Origin of the sequence: Anabaena sp. FACHB-1391 (assembly GCF_014696755.1) — a bacterium.
GTDB classification, from domain to species: Bacteria; Cyanobacteriota; Cyanobacteriia; order Cyanobacteriales; family Nostocaceae; genus Dolichospermum; species Dolichospermum planctonicum.
On record NZ_JACJQS010000002.1, the window covers coordinates 159,080 to 181,097 of the forward strand.

16 protein-coding genes are annotated in these 22,018 nt (G+C 38.2%); 7 read left to right on the forward strand and 9 right to left on the reverse strand.

The features are described 5' to 3' along the window. Positions 1–55: 55 nt before the first annotated feature. The gene (gene purL / locus H6F62_RS01795) at positions 56–2,440 is read right to left on the reverse strand and encodes a phosphoribosylformylglycinamidine synthase subunit PurL (RefSeq protein ID WP_190371177.1); all 2,385 of its coding nucleotides are present in this window, start codon (positions 2,438–2,440) and stop codon (positions 56–58) included. Positions 2,441–2,544: 104 nt separating this feature from the next. Next, positions 2,545–5,046, reverse strand: a complete 2,502-nt coding sequence (gene ptsP / locus H6F62_RS01800) for a phosphoenolpyruvate--protein phosphotransferase (protein ID WP_199306383.1) — start codon at positions 5,044–5,046, stop codon at positions 2,545–2,547. A 280-nt stretch (positions 5,047–5,326) separates the two neighbouring features. Between ptsP and H6F62_RS01805 the strand changes: the two genes are divergently transcribed. Next, positions 5,327–5,692: a hypothetical protein gene (locus H6F62_RS01805; protein WP_137906755.1), complete on the forward strand. Its 366-nt coding sequence runs from the start codon at positions 5,327–5,329 to the stop codon at positions 5,690–5,692. Positions 5,693–5,750: 58 nt separating this feature from the next. Here the strand turns inward: H6F62_RS01805 and aroB are convergent, their stop codons facing one another. Beyond that, a complete protein-coding gene (gene aroB, locus H6F62_RS01810) occupies positions 5,751–6,848 on the reverse strand; it encodes a 3-dehydroquinate synthase (RefSeq protein ID WP_137906785.1) in 1,098 nt (365 codons plus the stop codon). A 142-nt stretch (positions 6,849–6,990) separates the two neighbouring features. Here aroB and petL point away from each other — a divergent pair, with 142 nt between their 5' ends. Continuing rightward, entirely contained in the window at positions 6,991–7,083 is a 93-nt protein-coding gene (gene petL / locus H6F62_RS01815; RefSeq protein ID WP_168359855.1) for a cytochrome b6-f complex subunit PetL, read from the forward strand. 168 nt (positions 7,084–7,251) lie between these two features. On the opposite strand, the gene H6F62_RS01820 is transcribed toward petL, so the two are convergent. From H6F62_RS01820 to bioB, 3 genes are all read right to left on the reverse strand, one after another. Beyond that, complete coding sequence (locus H6F62_RS01820) at positions 7,252–7,929, reverse strand: MAE_28990/MAE_18760 family HEPN-like nuclease (RefSeq protein WP_190371178.1); 678 nt, start codon at positions 7,927–7,929, stop codon at positions 7,252–7,254. Further along, positions 7,929–9,011, reverse strand: a complete 1,083-nt coding sequence (locus tag H6F62_RS01825; protein ID WP_190371179.1) for a DUF262 domain-containing protein — start codon at positions 9,009–9,011, stop codon at positions 7,929–7,931. The genes H6F62_RS01820 and H6F62_RS01825 overlap by 1 nt, the downstream gene beginning before the upstream one ends. 130 nt (positions 9,012–9,141) lie before the next feature. Next, complete coding sequence (gene bioB, locus H6F62_RS01830; RefSeq protein WP_190371180.1) at positions 9,142–10,143, reverse strand: biotin synthase BioB; 1,002 nt, start codon at positions 10,141–10,143, stop codon at positions 9,142–9,144. 160 nt (positions 10,144–10,303) lie between these two features. On the opposite strand from bioB, the gene H6F62_RS01835 reads away from it, so the two are divergent. The 3 genes from H6F62_RS01835 to H6F62_RS01845 all read left to right on the forward strand — a co-directional run bounded on the left by H6F62_RS01835 (position 10,304) and on the right by H6F62_RS01845 (position 13,431). Then, a complete protein-coding gene (locus H6F62_RS01835; RefSeq protein WP_137906760.1) occupies positions 10,304–10,876 on the forward strand; it encodes a GNAT family N-acetyltransferase in 573 nt (190 codons plus the stop codon). Between the two features lie 46 nt (positions 10,877–10,922). Continuing rightward, the gene (locus H6F62_RS01840; RefSeq protein WP_137906761.1) at positions 10,923–11,774 is read left to right on the forward strand and encodes a DUF6671 family protein; all 852 of its coding nucleotides are present in this window, start codon (positions 10,923–10,925) and stop codon (positions 11,772–11,774) included. A gap of 199 nt (positions 11,775–11,973) precedes the next feature. Then, on the forward strand, positions 11,974–13,431 hold the full coding sequence (locus tag H6F62_RS01845) for a YdiU family protein (protein WP_190371181.1): 1,458 nt from the start codon (positions 11,974–11,976) through the stop codon (positions 13,429–13,431). 147 nt (positions 13,432–13,578) lie between these two features. On the opposite strand, the gene H6F62_RS01850 is transcribed toward H6F62_RS01845, so the two are convergent. Both H6F62_RS01850 and H6F62_RS01855 read right to left on the reverse strand, forming a co-directional pair. Further along, on the reverse strand, positions 13,579–14,619 hold the full coding sequence (locus tag H6F62_RS01850; protein WP_137906763.1) for a glycerate kinase: 1,041 nt from the start codon (positions 14,617–14,619) through the stop codon (positions 13,579–13,581). 4 nt (positions 14,620–14,623) lie between these two features. Beyond that, a complete protein-coding gene (locus H6F62_RS01855; protein WP_190371182.1) occupies positions 14,624–14,956 on the reverse strand; it encodes a DUF565 domain-containing protein in 333 nt (110 codons plus the stop codon). A 168-nt stretch (positions 14,957–15,124) separates the two neighbouring features. Here H6F62_RS01855 and H6F62_RS01860 point away from each other — a divergent pair, with 168 nt between their 5' ends. Together H6F62_RS01860 and H6F62_RS01865 are read left to right on the forward strand one after the other, a co-directional pair. Next, entirely contained in the window at positions 15,125–15,745 is a 621-nt protein-coding gene (locus tag H6F62_RS01860) for a hypothetical protein (protein WP_137906765.1), read from the forward strand. 93 nt (positions 15,746–15,838) lie between these two features. Continuing rightward, positions 15,839–17,677, forward strand: coding sequence for a glycosyltransferase family 39 protein (locus H6F62_RS01865; RefSeq protein WP_137906766.1), 1,839 nt, complete (start codon positions 15,839–15,841; stop codon positions 17,675–17,677). A gap of 244 nt (positions 17,678–17,921) precedes the next feature. Here the strand turns inward: H6F62_RS01865 and H6F62_RS01870 are convergent, their stop codons facing one another. Next, positions 17,922–21,128 carry an ATP-binding protein gene (locus H6F62_RS01870; protein WP_137906767.1) on the reverse strand — a complete coding sequence of 1,069 codons (3,207 nt, stop codon included), beginning with the start codon at positions 21,126–21,128 and terminating at the stop codon, positions 17,922–17,924. Positions 21,129–22,018: the final 890 nt, after the last annotated feature.

Below are 22,018 nucleotides of genomic sequence, written 5' to 3' on the forward strand. Positions count from 1 at the left end.
AGGATCAAGTATGAATTGTAAATTTTTATGTTCAAACCTTGATTTTTGCCCTGGTCTAGGTGTTATTCTGAACTCCCAGACGTTTAGAGATTGCCCCATAATAGCGATCGCGCATATCTTCAATACTAACCTGGACTAACTTATGGTTATCTGCGGTTAAAATTTGCAAATTGCCAGAATTAACTACTTTACCGAGTTTTTGCCAATATTCCCCCAAATGCTCCTGTAAATAAGATTCCCAAATTTCTTGATTTTCGTCACTGACAGAAACTAAAATTCTGGACCCACCTTCACCGAATAGGACTTCATCAAATCGTAAATCATGATTTGTCGTGATTGGGAAATTAATTTCCGCCCCCAAATTCCCAGAAAGACAAGATTCCGCTATTGCAACAGCCAAACCACCCTCAGCGGTATCATGGGCGGATTTTACCCAAAGGGCGCGAATACCATGACGACAAGCCTTTTGTACACACCGTTCTAACTCAAAATCAACTCTAGGCGGCCTACCTGCAATTGTATGATGAATCGTGGCCAAATATTCAGAAGCGCCTAATTCGATTTTAGATTTTAGATTTTGGATTTTCGATTGAATAGGTAAACCAAGCAGATAAATTATATCACCTGGATTTTGCCAACCTTGCCCGCAAATTTTAGTCAAGTCTTCAATTAAACCCACCATACCCACAACCGGAGTCGGGTAAATTGGTTGAGGATTTCCCTCCGCGTCAAAGGTTTCATTATATAGAGACACATTCCCCCCAGTTACCGGCGTTCCCAACTCCCGACAACCTTCACTCAAACCACGACAAGCGGACGCTAATTGCCAATAACCAATGGGGTTTTCTGGACTACCAAAATTGAGGTTATCCGTCACAGCCAGGGGTTCAGCACCCACACAGCTAAGATTCCGGGCAGCTTCTGCTACTACTGCCTTAGCTCCTTCATAAGGATCAAGATAGACATAGCGAGAATTACAGTCTACCGTAGCCGCAACAGCAAAGTTGCGATTTTGGATTTCAGATTTCGGATTTTGAATTTCTACTAAGGGACGAAGACGAACTACAGCAGCATCAGCCCCTCCTGGTAATAATACTGTGTTATTTTGAACTTGATGATCATATTGGCGATAAACCCAGCTTTTAGAAGCAATAGTAGGAGTATCTAACAAAGTCAATAAAATATGATTCCAACTTTGCCAATTTCTGCCAATTTCAATTCCTGTCACATCACAAGCGGGTAAATTATCTTTTGTCCATTGCCAAGCCTTGTAAGCATACTCTGGTGCTTCTGTCAATAATTCTCTTTCATATAAAGGTGTATTTTCCGCTAAAGCCTCAGCGGTAATTTCGGCGGCAATTTTCCCCTCAAACCAAATCCTGACAATGGGTTCAGCAATTACCGTACCTGCAACTACCGCTTGTAGTCCCCAACGGTGGAAAATAGCGATTAATTCCTGTTCTCGTCCTTTTTCGGCGACAAATAACATTCTTTCTTGAGATTCCGACAGCAGATATTCATAGGGTATCATTCCTGACTCCCGCACCGGAATTTTATCTAAATCAAATTCAATACCGACACCACCTTTAGCGGCCATTTCCGAAGTTGAACAAGTGATACCCGCAGCACCCATATCCTGCGCTGCTACTACAGCCCCAGTTTTAAATGCTTCTAAACAAGCTTCAATTAAGGACTTTTCTAAAAATGGATCTCCCACTTGCACCGCAGGACGATTATCCATGGACTCCTCGGTTAATTCCGCACTAGCAAAACTTGCCCCGCCCATACCGTCCCGTCCGGTGGTTGAACCCACATACAGCACCGGATTTCCCAGTCCTGAAGCCCCTGATTTGACAATTTCCGACGTTTCCATCAAACCCAGAGCCATGACGTTAACTAGGGGATTTCCAGAGTAAGCGGGGTCAAAATACACTTCACCACCCACTGTGGGAACACCAACACAGTTACCATAATGACTTATGCCCGCAACTACGCCTGTAAACAATCTTTGAGTTTTCGGGTCATTCAAGTCACCAAAGCGCAAAGAATTTAATAAAGCAATAGGACGCGCCCCCATTGTAAATATATCTCTTAGTATCCCACCTACTCCAGTAGCAGCACCTTGAAATGGTTCAACAGCGGAAGGGTGGTTATGGGATTCTATTTTAAACGCTAATTGTAGTCCATCGCCAATATCAACGACTCCGGCATTTTCACCAGGTCCAACGAGAATACGCGGTCCTGTGGTGGGAAACTGTTTGAGTAAGGGACGGGAATTTTTATAACAGCAATGTTCAGACCACATGACCCCGAACATACCCAGTTCGGCTTTGTTAGGGTGACGACCTAAACGACGGACGATTTCTGTATATTCTTCTGGTTTTATGCCTTCTGAGGCAATTTCTTGGGGAGAAAAGGGATTTTCGGAGGTGGTGGTCATGGTAGTTATACACCAAGAGGACAGAGGAATATTTTATAGCAACATAACGCATAATTCAGGACTGCTATATAAATTCTAGCAAAGCTAGACATTTAATTCTGAGGCTAACTGAGGCTAACTCTGACACTGGTTGCAGAATCTTGTTTTAATGCAACCAAGGCCATGGCTTGTGCTTGTGTCATAGTTAGCTTAGTAATCTCTTGTTTCAGTGTTGCTACTGATTGGGGATTGACACTCAACTCATCTAAACCCAAACCTAATAAAATTGGTGTAATTAAAGTCTCTGCGGCCACTTCTCCACATAATCCTACCCAAATATTTGCTGCATGGGCAGCTTGTACGGTTTGCTGAATCATGCGTAATACCGCAGGTTGTAAAGCATCGGCTAAATTTGCTACTCTGGGATTATTCCGATCACAGGCCATGACATACTGACTCAAATCATTAGTCCCAATACTAAAAAATTGTACTTCCTTAGCTAACTGATCAGCAATCGCTACGGCTGCGGGTGTCTCAATCATAATTCCCAGTTGCATATTTTCATCAAAGGGAATTTCTTCTTGACGCAATTCTCCCTGTACTTGGGCTAAAATTACCTTGGCTGCCCTAACTTCTGCTAGACTGGTAATCATCGGCAACATAATTTTGAGATTATTCCCAGCACTAGCGCGTAAAATTGCCCTTAAGTGAGTTTTAAATAACTGAGGATTTTCCAAACAGAAGCGAATACCGCGCACTCCTAAAAAAGGATTCGCTTCTGTCATTCCCGTATTCATATAAGCCAGTGGTTTATCTCCACCCACGTCAAGGGTGCGTATAATTAAAGGGCGATTTTCCAGAATTTTGGAAATAGACTGATATACTGTTAATTGCTCCTCTTCTCCGGGTAAACTATCACCATTGAAGTATAAAAATTCAGTTCTTAGTAGTCCTACACCTTCTGCTCCGTTGACAATTGCTACTTTAGCATCAGCAATACTACTTATATTAGCTAAGACTGTAATCCGCCGCCCGTCCAGGGTAATAGCTGGTTTTCGCGCCTGTTTTCGCGCTTCCTCCTGGGCGGTTTGCCAAGCTTGACGTTTCGCTTCTAAAATGCCTAAAATCCCTGCTGCTGGGTTAATCCAAGCTTTACCACTTTCCCCGTCCAGTGCCATTAGAGTCCCATTTTCCACCTTTAATATTTTTGCGTCTACACCCAAAACCGTGGGAATTCCCAAAGTCCGCGCAATAATAGCACTGTGGGAAGTCGCACTACCTAAAGTTGTACAAATACCTATAACTTGAGTAGGATCTAATCTAGCAGTATCGGAGGGAGTTAAATCTGTAGCCAGAACTATAGATGGTGTGGTTATTTCCAAGTTAGCAGGAGCATTACCAAGTAAGATTCGCAACACACGCTTCCCTATATCTACTAGATCAGCCACCCGTTCTTGCAAGTAAGTATCCTCAAGTTGATCATAAGAATTTGCTACTTCATCCACTACCGCTTGCCAAGCTGCTTCTGCATTAATATGTTTCTCGAAAATCTGTTTACGTACCGATTCTAATAGTACAGGATCTTCTAAAAATAGGAGATGGGCATCAAAAATCGCTGCTTCCGCATCACCAAGCAAATAAGCATGAGATAATAACGCTTGAACTTCTTGTTTAGCTACTTGTATAGATGCTTGTAATCTATGCCACTCTATTTCTACGTTCTCTACATTATATTGCGTAATATGAATGGGTACAGACCCGTAGTGAACTACCGGAGCGATCGCTATTCCTGGTGAAGCAGCAATTCCCAGTAGTTCACCTTCTGTCACTGCTGTAACTTCCTTGGGTGTCACTATTCGCATTTTAACAACACTATCATCTTCTCCAAAATTATTGACAATTAATGCTTTTAATGCTGTTAATGCTGCTTGAGCATCTGTACCAGTAGCGGTAATTAATAATTCATGGCCTTGACGCGCCCCTAAAGTAGCAACTTGGTTAATACTATCACTGCGAACCGCTGCTGTACCCCTTGTTAAATTTTGTACCTGAATTTGGGATTTATAGCGGGATGCAGTCGCTACAAATTGCGCTGCTGGACGGGCGTGTAAGCCTAAGCGGTTCTTAATAGTCAGTCTCATTTCCTGAGAATTTTCGTCACTGACACTCCCTGTCTGCACTAAAGGACAAGTGTGGGGCTTGAGATGATCCTGAACACCTAACATTGTAGCTTTCGCTGATAATGCTCCCTGGGCTTCAGCGATAACTTCCTGAATATTGTTACCAGCAGCGGCCGAAACAGCCGCCGCTAGAGTTCCTTCTACTAAAGGTGCTGAACATAAATATACTTTGGCTCGTTGTTCTGGAGATAGAAACTCTAAGGCCATTTCTGCACTCATCACTGCGCTACCTAAATCCATCAATACTAAAACACCATGATCTGAAAAGACAGAATTGATAGCTTGACATACCTGCATCACATCTGTACCCAGCGGATTCTCGGAATCTTCAATTCCTGCTGCAATAGCTATGGGAACTCTTTCATCAACCATTTGCACAGCAAGTTCCCGCACTCCCAGTGCTAATTGTTGACTATGAGAAACTATAACTAGTGATATAATGCTCATATTGTGTTGACGGATAACTACTTAAATATTAATAAATTAATGATTGTTTAGATTTGAGCTTTTCCGGGCAAAATACTGATATTTTCTAACTTAGATGAGTGATATTTTTAAACGTGGCTAAATACAATATTTATTATATTTAAGTCCATTTTTTAGACATCTATTCTCATTCTATCAACTTAGCGATTCAATGTCAAAACTAAGATATAGTAATTAATAACCAAGTTCTCGGAAAAGATAAATTGGTTTATTCCCTCAATTATAAGATTTTTAAAAGTACATGAACAAAAGATTTATTTTAACCTTGATTTCTAGCCCCGTCTTGTTCACATCCATGCTATCTATGGTGGTGATGGCTAGACCTGCTCATGCTAATCAGGTATCTGATACTACTGGTACTCATCTATCTTGTGTCATGTCTCCCCATTCTGCAACTCCAAAACAGGTATGTATACAAGTTAGTAATACTCCTCCCTCTGTTGCCAAAGAACCTGTCCAAATAGCACAAGCGCAAACAAATAACCCCAAAGAATTAGAATTTTCTGATGCCGAAAGTGATCTGGCGATCAAGTTATTTGGCTGTGATTGTCCAGTTTGTATCAATGCTGCTCGTCAATTAGACGGTTTAGCTCCTTTACCAGTTTAATACCAGTTTAATAGGTGACAGGGTAATTGGGAAAAATTTACCCATTACCCATTACCCATTACCCCTTATTTCCTAACAATACTTCTCTAATTATTTCCGTTGGTACTTCGTCAGTAACTTTCACTGCACCAATTTGGGTAGGTAGTACAAACCGGACTTTACCAGATTTAACTTTTTTATCTAACTGTAAAGCATCAATAATTGCTTCAACATCTAAACCTGTGGGTATTTGGGTGGGTAAACCTGCTTTTTTAATTAAGGCCTTTTGACATTCTGTGTCTGTTTGTGGCCAAAGTCCTAATTTGACAGCAATTTCTCCCGCTGCTACCATACCAATACCTACAGCTTCACCGTGTTTTAACAGACGATACTCAGTTAAGCTTTCCACAGCATGACCGATAGTATGACCATAATTCAAAATCGCCCTCAGTCCAGATTCTTTTTCGTCTTTGCTGACCACATCTGCCTTTGCTTGACAGGAATGAGTTAATATGCTGTTTATCAGGTCGGATTTTACATAGCGGAGTTGGTCAAGGTGTTTGCTTGCTGCTAATTGAGTAAACAATTCGGTATCCCAAATGATCCCATATTTGATCACCTCTGCCATTCCTGCTCGAAATTCCCTAGCTGGGAGGGTTTTTAACACTTCTGGGTCAATTAAGACTAAACTAGGTTGATGGAATGCACCAATCAAATTTTTACCGTGGGGATGATTTACACCAGTTTTTCCACCAATAGCTGAATCTACCATAGCCAGAAGACTGGTAGGGACTTGCACAACGTTGATTCCTCTCAGCCATGTAGCAGCTGCAAAGCCTGTCATATCACCAATAACACCTCCCCCCAAGGCCACCATGGTTGAGGAGCGTTCTAGGCGATTTTCCAGGGCGATATCGTAGAGTTTTTGAATGGAGTTGAGGGTTTTGTAACGTTCTCCAGGGGGTAGGTTGTAGCTAACAACTTGAAAACCGGCATTTTCTAAAGATGCGATCGCTCTTGGTCCATAATGTTTAAATATGATCGGGTTAGAAACTAGCAATACTTTCTTACCTAGTTTCAAACCGGCCATTTGTTCACCTAGTTGATTTAAACTCCCGGGTGCAATGGTAATATCATAGGATTTTTCTGGTATATCTACTTTAATTACAGATTTAATTACAGAACTCATTCCCTGACCCTAATATAATCACTCGTCTGGGTATTTTACCCCAATTTGATCACCTCTTTTCTATTCCCTGTTCCCTTTCATAATTATTGATGATTGAATAGAAATAAGTAACTAATGTGGAGAAAAACAAATGGCTGTAGTTGAATATGTTGTCTTTTTAGGCGTGTTTATGGGTGTAGCTGTTGGCTTGCTATTTGGTCTACGCAGCGCTAAGATACTGTAATCCAAAAATTAGACGCTAATTAAACCCACTTTATGTGGGTTTAGTCTATATTTAAAGTATATTAATTTGTGTAATTGCTTTTAGTAACATTTTTAAATTTCAGATTATTAATATTTATTATTTGTATCTTTTAAGACTTTTATTATAATACATAATTTCAGATATTTACTATTTGAGATAGGACTTTTCTATAAACCCAGTTTTAATTCTCTCAAACACTAAATCCATAAGTTTATCAACTACTTTAATTGCTCTTTCTAAGTCTTCTCTTGTTACAAGAATAGCGCCTTCTTGCCCATGAGCAATTGTATTTCTTTTGTCGAGCAGGAATTTATCGAGTTCTTTTACTAAGGAATAACCAGATCCAGGTTCTGGATATTCTGGAATCTTTTCTATATTAAAATCACTTAAGATTCTATTTAATACATCAAAACGAACATTGCTTTCTGTATTGAACTTCTTGGGATCAATTTCCAAGTGATTAGTTTTATAAAACATTCCCAATTTATTGAAAAAATTCACTTTTTTATGAAATTTATCTGCATCTGGATATTGTTTAAATTGCGGAAATGTAGATTCGATCTGATAGATGAGAATAGGATTGCAAACATCATCAATACTAAGTTCTAATTTATTTAACTCTTGAACATATGTTTTAAAAGCAGTTTGAATAAAACCTTCCCAAATAGAATAAATTATTGGGATTGAGTGGTAAAGAAATAATTCTTCATCTCTTTGTGAAAATCCGTATCTGACATAGAGCAATCTTAACCGTGACATTAATTCTCTTCTTTCCTCAATGTCTGACATTATTTTTTGTTTTAAAAGAGTAATCTGATTAGTCATTATTTATTGATGTTTCCAAATATTCTCTTTGCTTCTGTCAGACGATTGATAATTCTGTCTTTTTGATTATTTCCTCCTCTTCTAGACAACTTGGTTAAAATTGTATCTTTACGTACTTCTTTATCTATTTTATTTAAAATTACTTCTGATGGTTGAGATTTGTAATCATCATAATTTTCTGCCACACCTATTGTAATAACATCATAAAGGGCAGTGGCAAAATTGCCGTCATCCTGACGAAAAATCTTTCTTCCTAAAGGTTTAAGTAATGCAAATACTTGAGTAAATATTTTTTTGTAACCGTCATAATCAAAACTTTCATTTTCTAAAGCATCTTTCATAAATTTAGTCATGTGTTGTGAAATACTGGTGCGGACTTTTTTGAGATTGTTGTAAAGAGAAATAAATCTCAAAGCCAATTCTTCATCATATAATTGCTCATATTGCTCATCACTTAAAGCGATTAATGTCCGAAAATCTTGATTAGCTGCAAGTTCTTTAAGAAAATCATTAAACTTGGGTGAAATATCTCTATAAATACAATTCCGAATCTCCTGAGTAGTTAAAGGAGAACCACCTGTATTCAATCTATTGAAAAGTTCAAAGCGCATATCATATTTACTATTCCATCTCAGAATTTCAACTCTGCAAGTTGATCTTTTTATGTTTAGTCGAAATTGATTTGGTATTGTTTCATAAGTGAATCCTTCTAAAGATTCTACTCTTTCACCTTTCATCAACTCCCAATTATTTTTATTTCTAATACCTTCATCTTCACTTTTCAAAACTCCAAAAAACGAAAGTACAGTAGAAATTCTTTGGAGACCATCAACTAATTCCCATACTCCATCCCCATCTTCGGCTACAAATATTGGAGGAATGGGAATACCTAAAAGTATAGACTCAATAAAGCGTGTTCTCTGTTCTTCATCCCAACGAAAATATCTTTGAAATGCAGGTTTAATAACAATTTCTTTATCTTCATACATACGCATTATTTCCCCGAAAGATACATCAAGTCTATCGGTGTGTAATAAATTTCTCTGTTCTTCAATTTGTATTTTCAGTTGTTCAGTATCCATATTATGTAATGTTTAAAAATTTGCTGTGACTTATGGCTGTTTTTGATTATATCAATTTTTCTAAATGAAATAGAAGATAATTTAGGTCAATTGGTTGGGTGGCGCTGTCGCTTAACCCAACCTACTTTTGTTATATCATCGCTGGAGTTGGTGTTTTTTCCTGCTTTTGAAATGGGGGACGCATTTCTAAACCAAGTAAATTCAACATTTCTTGATCTGCGTCATAATCGGGACAGGGAGTGGTTACAGTCAACATTTTATGATCATCGCTGGAAAAGATGGAATTTGCACCAGCCATGAAGCATAAAGCCTGTTCTACTTGGGAAAGTCTTGCTCTACCTGCACTTAACCGCACGTCAGATTGAGGCATAATAATTCTAGCAGTCGCAATCATCCGCACTACATCCCAAATTGGGACATCGGGTTGATTTTCTAAGGGTGTACCGGGAACTTGGGAAAGAATATTGATGGGTACAGATTCGGGGTGAGGTTGTAAACTGGAGAGAGTATGTAACATTCCTACTCGATCACTAATATTTTCCCCTAAACCGAGAATACCGCCCGAACATACGGTAACATTAGTTTGGCGAACATTGGCAATTGTATTTAAGCGATCGCTATAAGTTCGAGTAGTAATTACAGTGCTGTAGTATTCCTCTGAAGTGTCAAGATTATGGTTATAAGCATATAATCCCGCATCTTCTAAACGCTTGGCTTGGTTTTCTGTCAGCATTCCCAAGGTACAGCATACTTCTAAACCCATGCTGGTTACATCCTTGACCATATCCAGGACTTCCTCAAATTGGGAATTATCCCGGACTTCTCTCCAAGCAGCACCCATACAAACCCGACTAACACCGCTTTCTTTGGCTGTTTTCGCAATATTCATCACTGTGGCTTTTTGTAGCAGTGCTTCGGGTTTGACCTCGGTTTTGTAGCGGGAAGATTGAGCGCAGTAACCACAATCTTCTGGGCAAGCACCAGTTTTAATAGAGATAAGTTTACAAACTTGTATTTGTTCTGGTTTATGATATTGACGATGCACTGTAGCGGCTTGGTAAATTAGCTCTAGAAATGGGGTATTATATATTGTTAAAATCTCTGTCGGTTGCCAATTGTAGCGTATTTCCACTGTAATGATCCTTTTTTTAGTTGAAATTAACCAGTCTGAGCGATTATGAATCGCGGTTATACAGACAAAACCCGAATTTTCTTAGTCCGCGTAGGCGTACTTTGGTTGTGTAGTAGCGATTTCTAATCGCCTGAGAATATTTAAATTTAAATTTGAGTATATGACATCAGAGCCACCAATTTTGAGAAGCGATCGCCTATTATTAAGAATGGCGGTGATGGAAGATATTCCCTATATACTTAAATACTTTACGGAAAATAAAGAACATCTTACGCCATTTTATCCTCAATGGGATGAAAATTTTTTTACCGAAGAATATTGGGAATATCAAGTAGAAACCAGTTTTTGGGAATTTGTGAACAACTATTCATTAAAACTATTTATTTATGGCAAGCACCAGCCCAGAAAAGTAATTGGAACTGCTAATTTTAGCAACTTTGTTTATAATGCTGCTCAATTTTGTCAGTTAGGATACAGTTTAGCAGAATCAGCCCAAGGTTATGGTTACATGAAAGAAGCGCTCTCTATTGCTATTAATTATGTTTTTGAAGAATTAAATATACACCGCATTATGGCTAATTATATGCCACATAATAGCCGCAGCGGTAATGTTCTTAAAAGACTCGGTTTTGTAGTCGAAGGATATGGTAGAGATTATTTAATGATTAATGGTAAATGGGAAGATCATATTTTCACAAGTTTGACAAATCCCCACTGGCGATCAGATTTATAATACCTGAAGAAGTCGGTCATTTGCAGATAATTATGGAGAATAAATTATGTCAATTTATAATAATCGCCTGGCTATTTTAGCGACAATGCACAATAAAGAAAAAGTAATTTCTCCTTTATTGAAAGAACATTTAGGAATTAATTTGATAGTTCCTCAAGGGTTAAATACTGATGTTTTTGGAACTTTTACTAGAGAAATTAAACGTCCAGATACACAAGTTATTACTGCTAGGTTAAAAGCTAAAAAAGCCTTGGAAATGTATGATCAAAAAATAGCGATAGCTAGTGAAGGAAGTTTTACACCTCATCCCCTAATTCCCTATATTTATGCTAATCGAGAAATAATTATTTTTTTGGATCAAGAAAATGATTTAGAAATTATTGGTGAAGTATTTTCCATAGAAACTAATTTTAATCATCAAACTATCTCTAGTTTAGAAGAAGCTGAAGAATTTGGAAAAAAAGTTGGTTTTCCTGAACATGGTTTAATAATTTCATTTGATAATATATCCACAGGAAAAACAGAATTTATTAAAGGTATTACCAGCCAAGAAAACTTGATCAATTCAGTAGAAATTGCTATAAAAAACACAAGCTGTAAATTTAATATAGAAACAGATATGAGAGCAATGTATAATCCTACCAGGATGAAAAATATTGCCCTTACTACTCAAGACTTAATTAATAAAATTAATAGTTTATGTCCGCGATGTAATACTCCTGGTTTTATTATTAATCAAAAAATACCTGGACTGCCTTGTGAACTTTGTCATCAACCAACTTCATTAATTAAAGCAGTAATTTTTCAATGTCAAAAATGCAATTTTACCCAACAACAATTATTTCCTAATAATCAAGAATTTGCTGATCCTAGTTTATGTGAATATTGTAATCCTTAAAGCCTGGATTTCTTGAAGCCAGCCGGAGAATGAATTCCCAGTCTCATAGCAAAAGTCATCTGAAGATGACTAAAAATCCCCAGTTTACTCTAGTAAACTTTATTTATTGGCACTGAAATGAATTTCAGGGTGGGTTTATCAGCCAATGGTAGGCGTTTTTTGTCTATTATTAAAGAAATATCAATTAAGCCTAATTATAATGACTCTGGATGAAACTCCCAATCATACCTATTCTACCAATCCTTTGCTGACCCTCAACTATGAACCAGCCTTAGAATCCCTTGGTGATGAATATTACGATCAAGTTGTAGCCGAGGAATTTCCCCAACATACTCTCCGTTGGCGTAATGACGCACTATTACCCCGGTTAGGACTTGATCCCAAATCCGTAAAAGACGAAGATTTTATTAACGCTTTTGGTAAATTTGAACAAAGAGAACCCCTGTTAGCACTACGTTATCACGGTTATCAATTTGGACAATATAACCCGCAATTAGGTGACGGTAGAGGCTTTCTTTATGGACAAGTACGGGGTATTGACGGAGAATTATACGATTTTGGCACAAAAGGCTCTGGGAGAACCCCCTACTCTCGCGGTGGTGACGGTATGTTAACACTGAAGGGGGGAGTGCGAGAAGTTCTTGCCGCTGAAGCACTTCATCGTTTAGGTGTGGGTACTTCTCGCTGTTTAAGTATGATTGAAACAGGTTTACAACTATGGCGTGGTGATGAACCCTCACCGACTCGTTCCTCTGTGATGATACGTATGAGTAAATCACATATTCGATTTGGGACTTTTGAGCGATTAAACTATTTCCAACGACCTGATTTAACTCAAAAGCTTTTAGATCATGTCATTGAGCAATATTACCCTCATTTACAGGCTGAAGATGATAAATATGCTTTATTTTACGCTGAATTAGTGCAACGGGTCGCAGAGTTAGTAGCCCAATGGATGGCAGCGGGTTTTTGTCATGCAGTGCTGAATACTGATAATATGTCAATTACCGGGGAAAGTTTTGATTATGGACCCTATGCTTTTATTCCTACCTACGATTTGCAATTTACAGCGGCATATTTCGATTATTATAGACGTTATTGTTACAGTCAACAACCGGGGATTTGCAAACTGAATTTAGAACTTTTGCAAGAACCGTTAAAAGCGATAATTCCCAAAAATGATTTAGATACTGGTTTATCTAAATTTGCTGAATATTATCAAACCGAATATCGGGCTTTGATGTTGAAAAAATTGGGTTTTGCAGATTTACAATTAGAGGAAGCTGATGAATTTTTGCGGTTAACTATTACCTTTTTACATGATAGTCAAGTTGGTTATCATCAATTCTTTGCTGATATAGCTGCTACCTTTTCTAGTAAATGGAGAGATGATCCAGCTTTAGTAATGAATGGTTCAGAAATTATCCCCCCGTTGGGACAATCAGTAATTTTTGATAATTGGTGTTTGCTTTATCATAAAATCCTGAATCATTTTGATCTTGAACAAATGGATAAAATTGGGAAAACTTTAACCGAAACTAATCCAAAAACAGCATTATTAAGACCTGTAATTGAGTCAGTTTGGGAACAAATTACCCAAGATGATAATTGGCAACCTTTTTATGATTTAGTAGAAATACTGCAAAAAGGGAAGTAATACAAGAACCCCACCCCCAACTCCCTCCCCGCAAGCGAGGAGGGGGCTAAAATTTATCCATTCAAGTACATACCAGTATACCGATCATAAAAGAGATGTAAATATCTCCTTTCTCACTTGTGATCTCTGTGCCTGGAGTGGTTCGTTTCAAAAAGTCGGGGATCTAAACTTACCAAAACTATGATCAGCATTAATTTCAATTACTAAATCAACAGATAATGATTGAATTAAAGGATTAATGAATAATTCCGGGTGTAAAGAACGCCAAAAATAATTCACAAATTCCTCTATTTGTAATTCATTCATTCCTGATTTACCAGTAGCAATCATTTGTTTTTCCGCTTGTTTTCGCCATACTAAAGAATAACGATAATCTGTAGGATAAAGAACTATTAAACTATTCAATCTTTCCCAAAGTGGTAAATAATCTTTAAGTTGATCATTCATATCAGCAGCAAATTTTCTATCTGCATCTGTAATAATGGGTGGTGGTGCAGTTAAAAACGCTCTAGGGTGAATTGGTTTTACACCCACAAACCAACCTTCAAAGAGAACAATATCTACAGGATTTGTGATAAATTCAGGAGTAGTGCGATCGCCAACGCCCCCATAAGCAGATTTATCAAATCTAGGAACCATGACAGGACCCTTGCCTTGAGCAATTTGATCGAGTACACTTAAAGCTAGGTGAATATCGTGGGTTCCAGGCGGTCCGCGCCAAAGCAAACGAGAATCCTGTTGTATTAAGACCAAACGATCATTATAAGTTTTGTACAAGTCATCCAAGGACAAACTTAAAGTCTGGTATCCCAACTGCTGGAGAATCAAAACCAGTATTTTAGACATGGTAGTTTTACCGGTTCCTTGTGAACCTAAAATCCCTTGGATAAAAGGTTTACCTAACTGTTGACGCTGGTCTGCAATTTTGATACTCAAAGGTAGCCACAAATCCCATAGTACCTCTAACATTTTTTGGGGTTCAGTTTTTAAGGTAGTTTGACAAAACTGGCTAAAATCAGGGAAAACTAACTTCAATAAGTCCCCTCTCCTTTGCATAACTTGGGCTACATTATCAGCAGTGATATTAAATACCTTAGCTCTCAAAGGATCTGCCAATGCTGCGGCTTGTGCTAATAGTTGCCAAGACGTATCCATTGTGAAAATTTTACTTAGCCATTCACTACTCATAAAATTACGAACCCAGTTTCAAAGCTTCTAGAAATAGGCTGTAGATAAAACCAACTTTCAAATAGTTGAGTGTTTCTACCCAAAGTGCTGCCCGCGCCAACCAGGAGCGACTGTAAAATAATTTACTAAATATCTCAGTAAATACAACTAAAAATGCAGCTACTACAATGTCTAATTCTGATTTTTGTCCAGCGGTTGTTGATACTGCTGATCCCAAAAAAAAGCCAAACAAAAAACTAATTAGTATCAATGATAACCGCCGCCAAGGATTAAGAAACCATTGACTTAGGCTTCTAGTTATGGTGTCTAACAGGTTGTTGAGACGAGTATTTTGCATGGTAGCAAAGAACAGAAAACAGGGTGAGAAAAACTAGTTTTGATGCTGTGAAATTGAATAATCTACTTTGGATAATCTAAGTAAACCCGTTTAATTACCATTGGGGATCATTGATAAACATAATCGTTTTAGGCTAGCCTTTAATTTTATTTCTAACTGTATCTGACTATGAAAGATTCCATGTATCAGTATCGTAACTTGATGATTGTTTTTTTGGCATTAGGACTAATTGGGATGATAGCAGCATGGTTAAATGTCAGCATATCTTTTGAGTCTACAAATCCAGAAACAGTATCAAAAGTTACCAGAAATACACCATCTGGAGTGACAAACACTGAAATTAATGGAGAGGAAACTAATTCAAATAGTACACCAATTCAACCAGTAGAATCGAGTAGCCAAAAAAGAGAGTCTACCGTTTTGTCTAATCAGGTTAATTCAGATACTAAAACCAAAGTACCAGGATTGCTGCGCGTGAGCAACAAAACAACTCAGCCCGTACGTTTGGTATTATTAGCCAGACAATTATCTCAAAAAAGTGCCAATATTAATAAAATCAAATCTACACCCCCCGCTCATTGGGATTTTGCACCAGAGGAGGGAAGTGAGACAGGATTAGTTGTATCCTTACCTCAAGCTAATTTAAGACTGGAGAAAGGTGACATTTTAGCAGCTTTTGCCCAAGATGGTTCTCGACACTATTGGGGACCCTATGTCGTCGGGGAAACTTCCTCCCCCCAATGGCAACCTCAAAGACAAGAATGGCAGTTGGTGTTACAAAATAGGTAATTGATCACGGCAGGAGTTTATTTGTATTTTGTTTGAGTGTAAACTATTGTGTAGTAGCCAGGACACGATTACCGCGTCTTTAAGTACAACTGCATGGACATAAAAGTGAGTATTTCCGGTAAAATGGTTGAAAAGTGGTTTCATGATTTACAACAGCGTCCAGTTTTAGCTGTAGCGGTTTCGTCTCTGTGGTTATTGGTAATTGGTTGGATAGCTTTTGGCTGGAATTTGGGTAATGTGGGCTTAATTGATGAAACTGAGCCACTTTTTGCCGAAGCTTCCCGACAAATGCTACTTACTGGTGATTGGATTACTCCGTTTTTTAACGGAGTAACTCGCTTTGACAAACCTGCTTTAATTTATTGGTGTCAAGCCATCGCCTATTCTATTATGGGCGTGAATGAATGGGCTGCCCGTACCCCTTCCGTATTATCAGCTATGGGCGTAACTGTTTTGGCGTTTTATACTGTACAGTGGTATTTTACTCAAAAGGACGAATTAGAACAAGTTACCAACTTACCCAGACGTTACTTGACAGCAGCCGTAGCCGCAGCTTTAATGGTGCTTAACCCAGAAATGATCGTTTGGGGCAGAACCGGGGTTTCTGATATGTTGCTCACCGGTTGTATAGGTTCAACTTTGTTATGTTTTTTTCTGGGATATGCTCAGAATAAGAGAGCAATTGTCATTGCTAATTGGCAATTTCCTAACCAATGGTACTTAGCAAGTTATGTTTTAATTGCTGGAGCAATATTAACCAAAGGTCCGGTAGGAATTGTTTTACCAGGACTAATTATGATTGCTTTTGCCTTGTATGTCGGCAAATTTTGGCAAATTTGGCGGGAAATGCGGCCGATTTTGGGCATGGTTATAGTTTTAGTTTTATCACTTCCCTGGTATATTTTAGTAACTTGGCGTAATGGCTGGAATTTCATTAACGCTTTCTTTGTGTATCATAACATAGAACGTTTTACGGAAGTTGTCAATGGTCACTCAGCGCCTTGGTATTTCTACTTTTTAGTTGTGTTGCTGGGTTTTGCTCCTTATGCAGTATATATCCCTGCGTCCCTAGTGAAGCTAAAATTGTGGCAGCGATCATATTGGCTAAAACAAGAACGGTCTCAACACTTAGGTTTATTTGTCAGTTTATGGTTTTTGGGAGTATTTGGATTTTTCACCGTTTCCGTCACCAAATTACCCAGTTATGTGTTACCCTTGATGCCAGCGGCAGCTATTCTTGTGGCATTATCCTGGAGTGATATTTTCCCCATTTCACAAAACCCCACCCCAACCCATCTCGCATCTTTACGTATCAGTGGTTGGATAAATGTAGCTTTTATTACTTTCATTTCTATTGCTCTATTTAATCTTCCCCAAATTGTTGGACCTGATCCTGCGGCTCCTAAATTATATGCAGAAATGGAGAAATCAGGTATACTCAAATATGGAGGCATAATTTGGTTAATAATTGCTCTGATCTCGTCTATCTTGATCTTAACTCACCGTTACCGACAGATTATCATAATTAATTTAGTGGGATTTACAGCCTTTATTGCTATTTCTTTAATGCCTGCAATTTTAATTATGGACCAACAGCGTCAGTTACCTCTTAGGGAATTATCAGCTTTAATTGTTGAATTAAAACAACCCAATGAAGAATTGATTATGGTTGGTTTCAAAAAACCTACTGTGACGTTTTACACGAAGCAAAATGTTAATTACATCAAATTTTCCCAAGCAGCTTTAAAATATATTCAAAACCCAGGATTCTCAAAAACTAAATTATCATTATTAATGCTTATTGAGCAAGAAAAATTTCCAGAAATGAAGTTACAACCAGATACTTACAAAAGTCTAGCCACAAAAGGAGCTTATCATTTAATTCGCATTTCTTTGCCAAGAGTCAACAAGGATAAGTTAAATCCATCCTGAAATTTCATTACCGTAGTATTAATTTTATCATCAAAAAATTTTCTTTTTTTAGGTTAAGCCTATTGACTTCCGCCTGCGGGGATGGTATTTTTATAATGGGAATGCGTGGGTATTTAGATTAGTTTTCACATCCCATTATTTACGCACTATCATCATACCACGACCGCTGCGGATGAAAACCGTAATTATTAAAATTTTCTGGAAATATTTATACAAAAATAATGTAAGTATGATGGCACGCAGGCTATGAGCAAACCTTAGATAAAGCTTGATTTATCTGAGTTAATAGCTCTTCCATAGAGATAGAACGGGGTAATATCTGGGTAGCAATTTCACTTACCGCAGTTTCTACAGAAGATGTATATCTGTGCTTACGGGATTGAGAGCTATTTTCATAATTAGGCTGGTTTAATTTTTGGTCAAGTACCAAAATTGGGGGTAATTTAAAGGATAAATCCCCCAAGGATTGTATAGCTTTGTGTACTTCTTGATGCATCGGCGTTTCCTGTAAACAAATTAATAGTAAGTCAACACTTTTATGACTAACTTGTTGTAAAACTTCGGACCAACAACTAGCAATAGAAGCTCTAAAACCAGCAGTTTGTAAGTATTGAATTAGAGCTTGAAACCATTCATAGCCTCTATTACCCGGCTGATTTTTGAGATTGAGAGGAGAATTTTTAATTAACTGATAATTCTTGACTGGTTTGCGATTTATTTTGGGTAAATCATGCAACGACGTTATATCTACCACAAGAATACTGAGTGGACAACTGATGCCAGCGGCAATTTGTAATACAGATGATAAAGCATTTCCCTGGTAATTGTGGGCATCATTTTCCTGATGCAAGGGACTTAAACAAGGAAATACAGACAATCCTGGTATTTGGGAAGCAGCTAAAGTAGTAGCAACATCACAAGTGACCAATGGTAAAGTTGCTAATCGCTGGTGTTTAGTTAATTGTTGTAGATAAGTGCGAGCCGTAGAAATTTCCATATCTAGTAATATCAAATCAAACTGCCAGACTCGTGCTAACAAATCTGCTTGATCTAAATCATCTACTTCAATAACTCGATGTTCTCGGAGGGAAGGGTAGAGATTAACCGCTTCTAATTCTGGATTTACTAACCGGAGAATTCGTAGAGGGACAATCTGAGGACGGTGATTATTTTCCATCTCTGAATGCTGAACGTTTAGAGATGTGGATAATTTTTCTAATAGTGTAGTCAATAGGTGGTGTTTGATGGGTAAACTTAAAAAACTATCAGCCTGTTTAGTAAGTGCTTGCTCCTTTTCAGCCGCTGTAGCCGTGACAACAACATGAATGTGACGAGTTAAAGCATCAGATTTCAATATAGTTAAAACATCCCAACCTGAGAGTAAAGGTAATAAAGGGTTTAAAAATATAGCCTTTGGTTGTAAACGTCGAGCTTTTTCTAATGCTTCTGTTCCCGATCTAGCAATGACAACACGATAACCTAAACCTTTGAGTTGTTCAGTTAATTCTTCAATATATTGGGCTACTGCTTCCACCACTAACACCAATCTTGGTGAGGAATTAGGTTGGTATTGTGGAGAATTATGGAGATTTTGACGGGAAGAATTGGCAGTGTTGCCTATTTCCCGCTTTTCTGGTTTTATATCTTCAGAGTCACTAAAACTGAGTTTTGGTGGACTCGGTGGTAAAAGCAGGGTAAATTGACTACCTTTACCCTCACGAGATAGGAAACTGACATCTCCACCATGTAAGCGAGCCAAAGCTCTGGTTAAGACTAATCCTAAACCCGTTCCTTCAAACTGACGGGTGAGGGGGTTTTCTAATTGCTGGAATTTTTGAAAGATTAAATGTTGTTGTTGTTCAGGAATCCCAATACCTGTATCCCAGACAGTAAAAGCAATCCAGCCTTCCCAACGACTTACCCGTAACCCAATTTCTCCAGATACTTCTGTGAATTTAAAAGCATTAGAAAGTAGATGTGCCAGCATTTGACGCAAGCGTAATTCATCCGCTACCATTTGTTCTAAACCCGGTTCAATGGCCAGACTAAATTGACGATGAGAAGAATTTTGATTTTCTGCTGGGGATAATTGTTGAGTTTTGTGAGTTTGCTGATGGATGTTTTTGACATCTGACAAAGCTCGTTCACATACTACCTGAATTTGTACTGGGGTGAAGGTGAGTTGCATTTGTCCAGTTTCCATGCGAGTCAAATCTAAAATATCATTAACTACACTCATCAAATGTCTGCCACTTTGGTGAATTAGCCCAGCATAACGAGCTTGGCGCTCATTTAATTGTCCCAACTGTTGGTCTACAAGTAGTCGAGATAGTCCTAAAACTGCCGTTAGTGGTGTTTTTAATTCGTGACTGATACAAGCTAAAAATTCATCTTTTAAGCGATTGAGTTGAATCAAATCGGCGTTTTTTGTTGCCAATTCCTTGCAAAGTTGTTGTTGTTCCGTTACATCTGTGGCTAATATCAGCCACAGGTCGTCGGTAGTTGCTGGCACTTGTGACTCAGAAACCCAAATTTGCAACTCCCTACTATCCAAAGGGATTTTGGCAAATTGCCAAACCCGTTCCTGACCATTTTTGATTTCCACCACACAAGTACAAATACCCAGATGCGTATCTAAAACACAGCGATCAGAACTACTATTTACATTGACGGGTGACTCTTCCAGAAATGGTAAAGCTGATGACTCATCAGGTGAAAAAACCGTTGGGGAGATAGTTGTTTTGGGACTCGTGAAAGGATCTGGTTTCTGATTTTCAGACCCATTAGCATAAATATAAGCAGATTTTTGAGCATGCGTTGGGGCAAGTATGGTCTCTACCTGTTTTCTAACTCCTTCGATGTCTTTTAATGCTCCCAATTGTTGCCACCAAGCAGGATTTTGCGTGATTACTTTGCCATGACTATTTTGTAACATAATTGGCCAAGGCAGTTGCCCCAACAAATGGACTATGGATGTGTGTATTTTCGGCGGTTCTTTTTCCTGATTGATGATTGAGTTAATAGGATTTTTGTTTTCAGCTAAGAGTTGCAATAAGCGTAAAATATCCACTATTCCCAGGAGTTTACCATCTGAGTCAACCAATGCCCAATCTAAATTTCTTTGTTGTTTAGTTTCTTGGTATTTTAAAAATAGGCGGAAATGTTCTAGACTCTCTGCGGCTGATATGGTTTGTATTGGTTCTAGGAGCGATTTATCCACTTGTGAGATTGGTCGCTGTAAATTTAAAAGGTAGTCATCAGTAGTTGCTGCTAATAATTGTGGCAGTAACCGAGCAGAGTATAACAAACCAATTGGGACTTGTTGTGAATTGACTACCATCAAGCGATCGCACTGTTCTTCGGTAAAAATATCCAGCACGGTTGCTAGAGTATTTGTTTCTAAGCAGATTGGTACATTTGCTAGAAGTTGATAAAGCGGGTACTGTAGCATTGATATAATTCCTCAGTGGTCATTCTTCTGATGATCAACTCCGGCCTCACCATTAGCTTTCGTTGAGATGGTCTTCAAGCCTGAAGCAATATCCGGCCAGAATATTGAGAATGGCTACGCTATTGTGGGATTCCCGTTAGACATTTAGGAATTACGCACAATATCTGGAGAAACCTTCTTTCCTTCCTGTTCTATCCTTTGAGGGCGCTTTGCGAGCGCTCCTTCCTGGTTCATGCTTTCGTCGTTCGTTGTTTCGTAACTCGTGCGTAAGTCCTAATATTGACAAACTGCGCTGAAAAATTTCCTTCAAACCAGATAAATCCAGACAAACCAAATCCAAATATTGAATAGTTTTGGTATTTTCATTGGTGTTAAACACGGTCAGTAGTTTGATACCATTTACACATAAATAATCCGTAAGCTACAGGCTAGATAAAGAGCCAGTCTGGGGGTTGGGCTATGACTTTGGGACAGTCCATGGCATCAAAAAAAATACATGAACTCGAAGCCAATGACCGATTATTTTTCCCCTCACAGTGCAAGATGTGAATTTTCATGGTGAACAAGTAACCATCTTGACAAGATTATTACTTGTATTGAAAGTCATTACTTTTGAGAGTGACAACTACAACAATAATTATGACTCCAAAGATTCGCTTTAGAACCTTGAGGAATTATAATGATTTAAAATGCGACAATTCTTTAAGTTTGTTTAAGTATCTTATCAAGGAGTAAAGTAATGTAACCTAAGTCCAATTTTGATCTGTTAATGCACTCATCAATGATTCCCAACTACGCCAATTTGTATAAGTTATCCTATTTAAGCTAAATAAATATGCTTATTTACTAACTTATATATCCCACTCCTACATAATACCCATGATTTATCA

What these genes read in the sequence shown, in the direction of transcription:
- purL (WP_190371177.1), bottom strand. Translation starts at nt 2,440, where the DNA reads ATGACCACCACCTCCGAAAATCCCTTTTCTCCCCAAGAAATTGCCTCA.
- ptsP (WP_199306383.1), bottom strand. Translation starts at nt 5,046, where the DNA reads ATGAGCATTATATCACTAGTTATAGTTTCTCATAGTCAACAATTAGCA.
- H6F62_RS01805 (WP_137906755.1), top strand. Translation starts at nt 5,327, where the DNA reads ATGAACAAAAGATTTATTTTAACCTTGATTTCTAGCCCCGTCTTGTTC.
- petL (WP_168359855.1), top strand. Translation starts at nt 6,991, where the DNA reads ATGGCTGTAGTTGAATATGTTGTCTTTTTAGGCGTGTTTATGGGTGTA.
- H6F62_RS01820 (WP_190371178.1), bottom strand. Translation starts at nt 7,929, where the DNA reads ATGACTAATCAGATTACTCTTTTAAAACAAAAAATAATGTCAGACATT.
- H6F62_RS01825 (WP_190371179.1), bottom strand. Translation starts at nt 9,011, where the DNA reads ATGGATACTGAACAACTGAAAATACAAATTGAAGAACAGAGAAATTTA.
- H6F62_RS01835 (WP_137906760.1), top strand. Translation starts at nt 10,304, where the DNA reads ATGACATCAGAGCCACCAATTTTGAGAAGCGATCGCCTATTATTAAGA.
- H6F62_RS01840 (WP_137906761.1), top strand. Translation starts at nt 10,923, where the DNA reads ATGTCAATTTATAATAATCGCCTGGCTATTTTAGCGACAATGCACAAT.
- H6F62_RS01845 (WP_190371181.1), top strand. Translation starts at nt 11,974, where the DNA reads ATGACTCTGGATGAAACTCCCAATCATACCTATTCTACCAATCCTTTG.
- H6F62_RS01850 (WP_137906763.1), bottom strand. Translation starts at nt 14,619, where the DNA reads ATGAGTAGTGAATGGCTAAGTAAAATTTTCACAATGGATACGTCTTGG.
- H6F62_RS01855 (WP_190371182.1), bottom strand. Translation starts at nt 14,956, where the DNA reads ATGCAAAATACTCGTCTCAACAACCTGTTAGACACCATAACTAGAAGC.
- H6F62_RS01860 (WP_137906765.1), top strand. Translation starts at nt 15,125, where the DNA reads ATGAAAGATTCCATGTATCAGTATCGTAACTTGATGATTGTTTTTTTG.
- H6F62_RS01865 (WP_137906766.1), top strand. Translation starts at nt 15,839, where the DNA reads ATGGACATAAAAGTGAGTATTTCCGGTAAAATGGTTGAAAAGTGGTTT.
- H6F62_RS01870 (WP_137906767.1), bottom strand. Translation starts at nt 21,128, where the DNA reads ATGCTACAGTACCCGCTTTATCAACTTCTAGCAAATGTACCAATCTGC.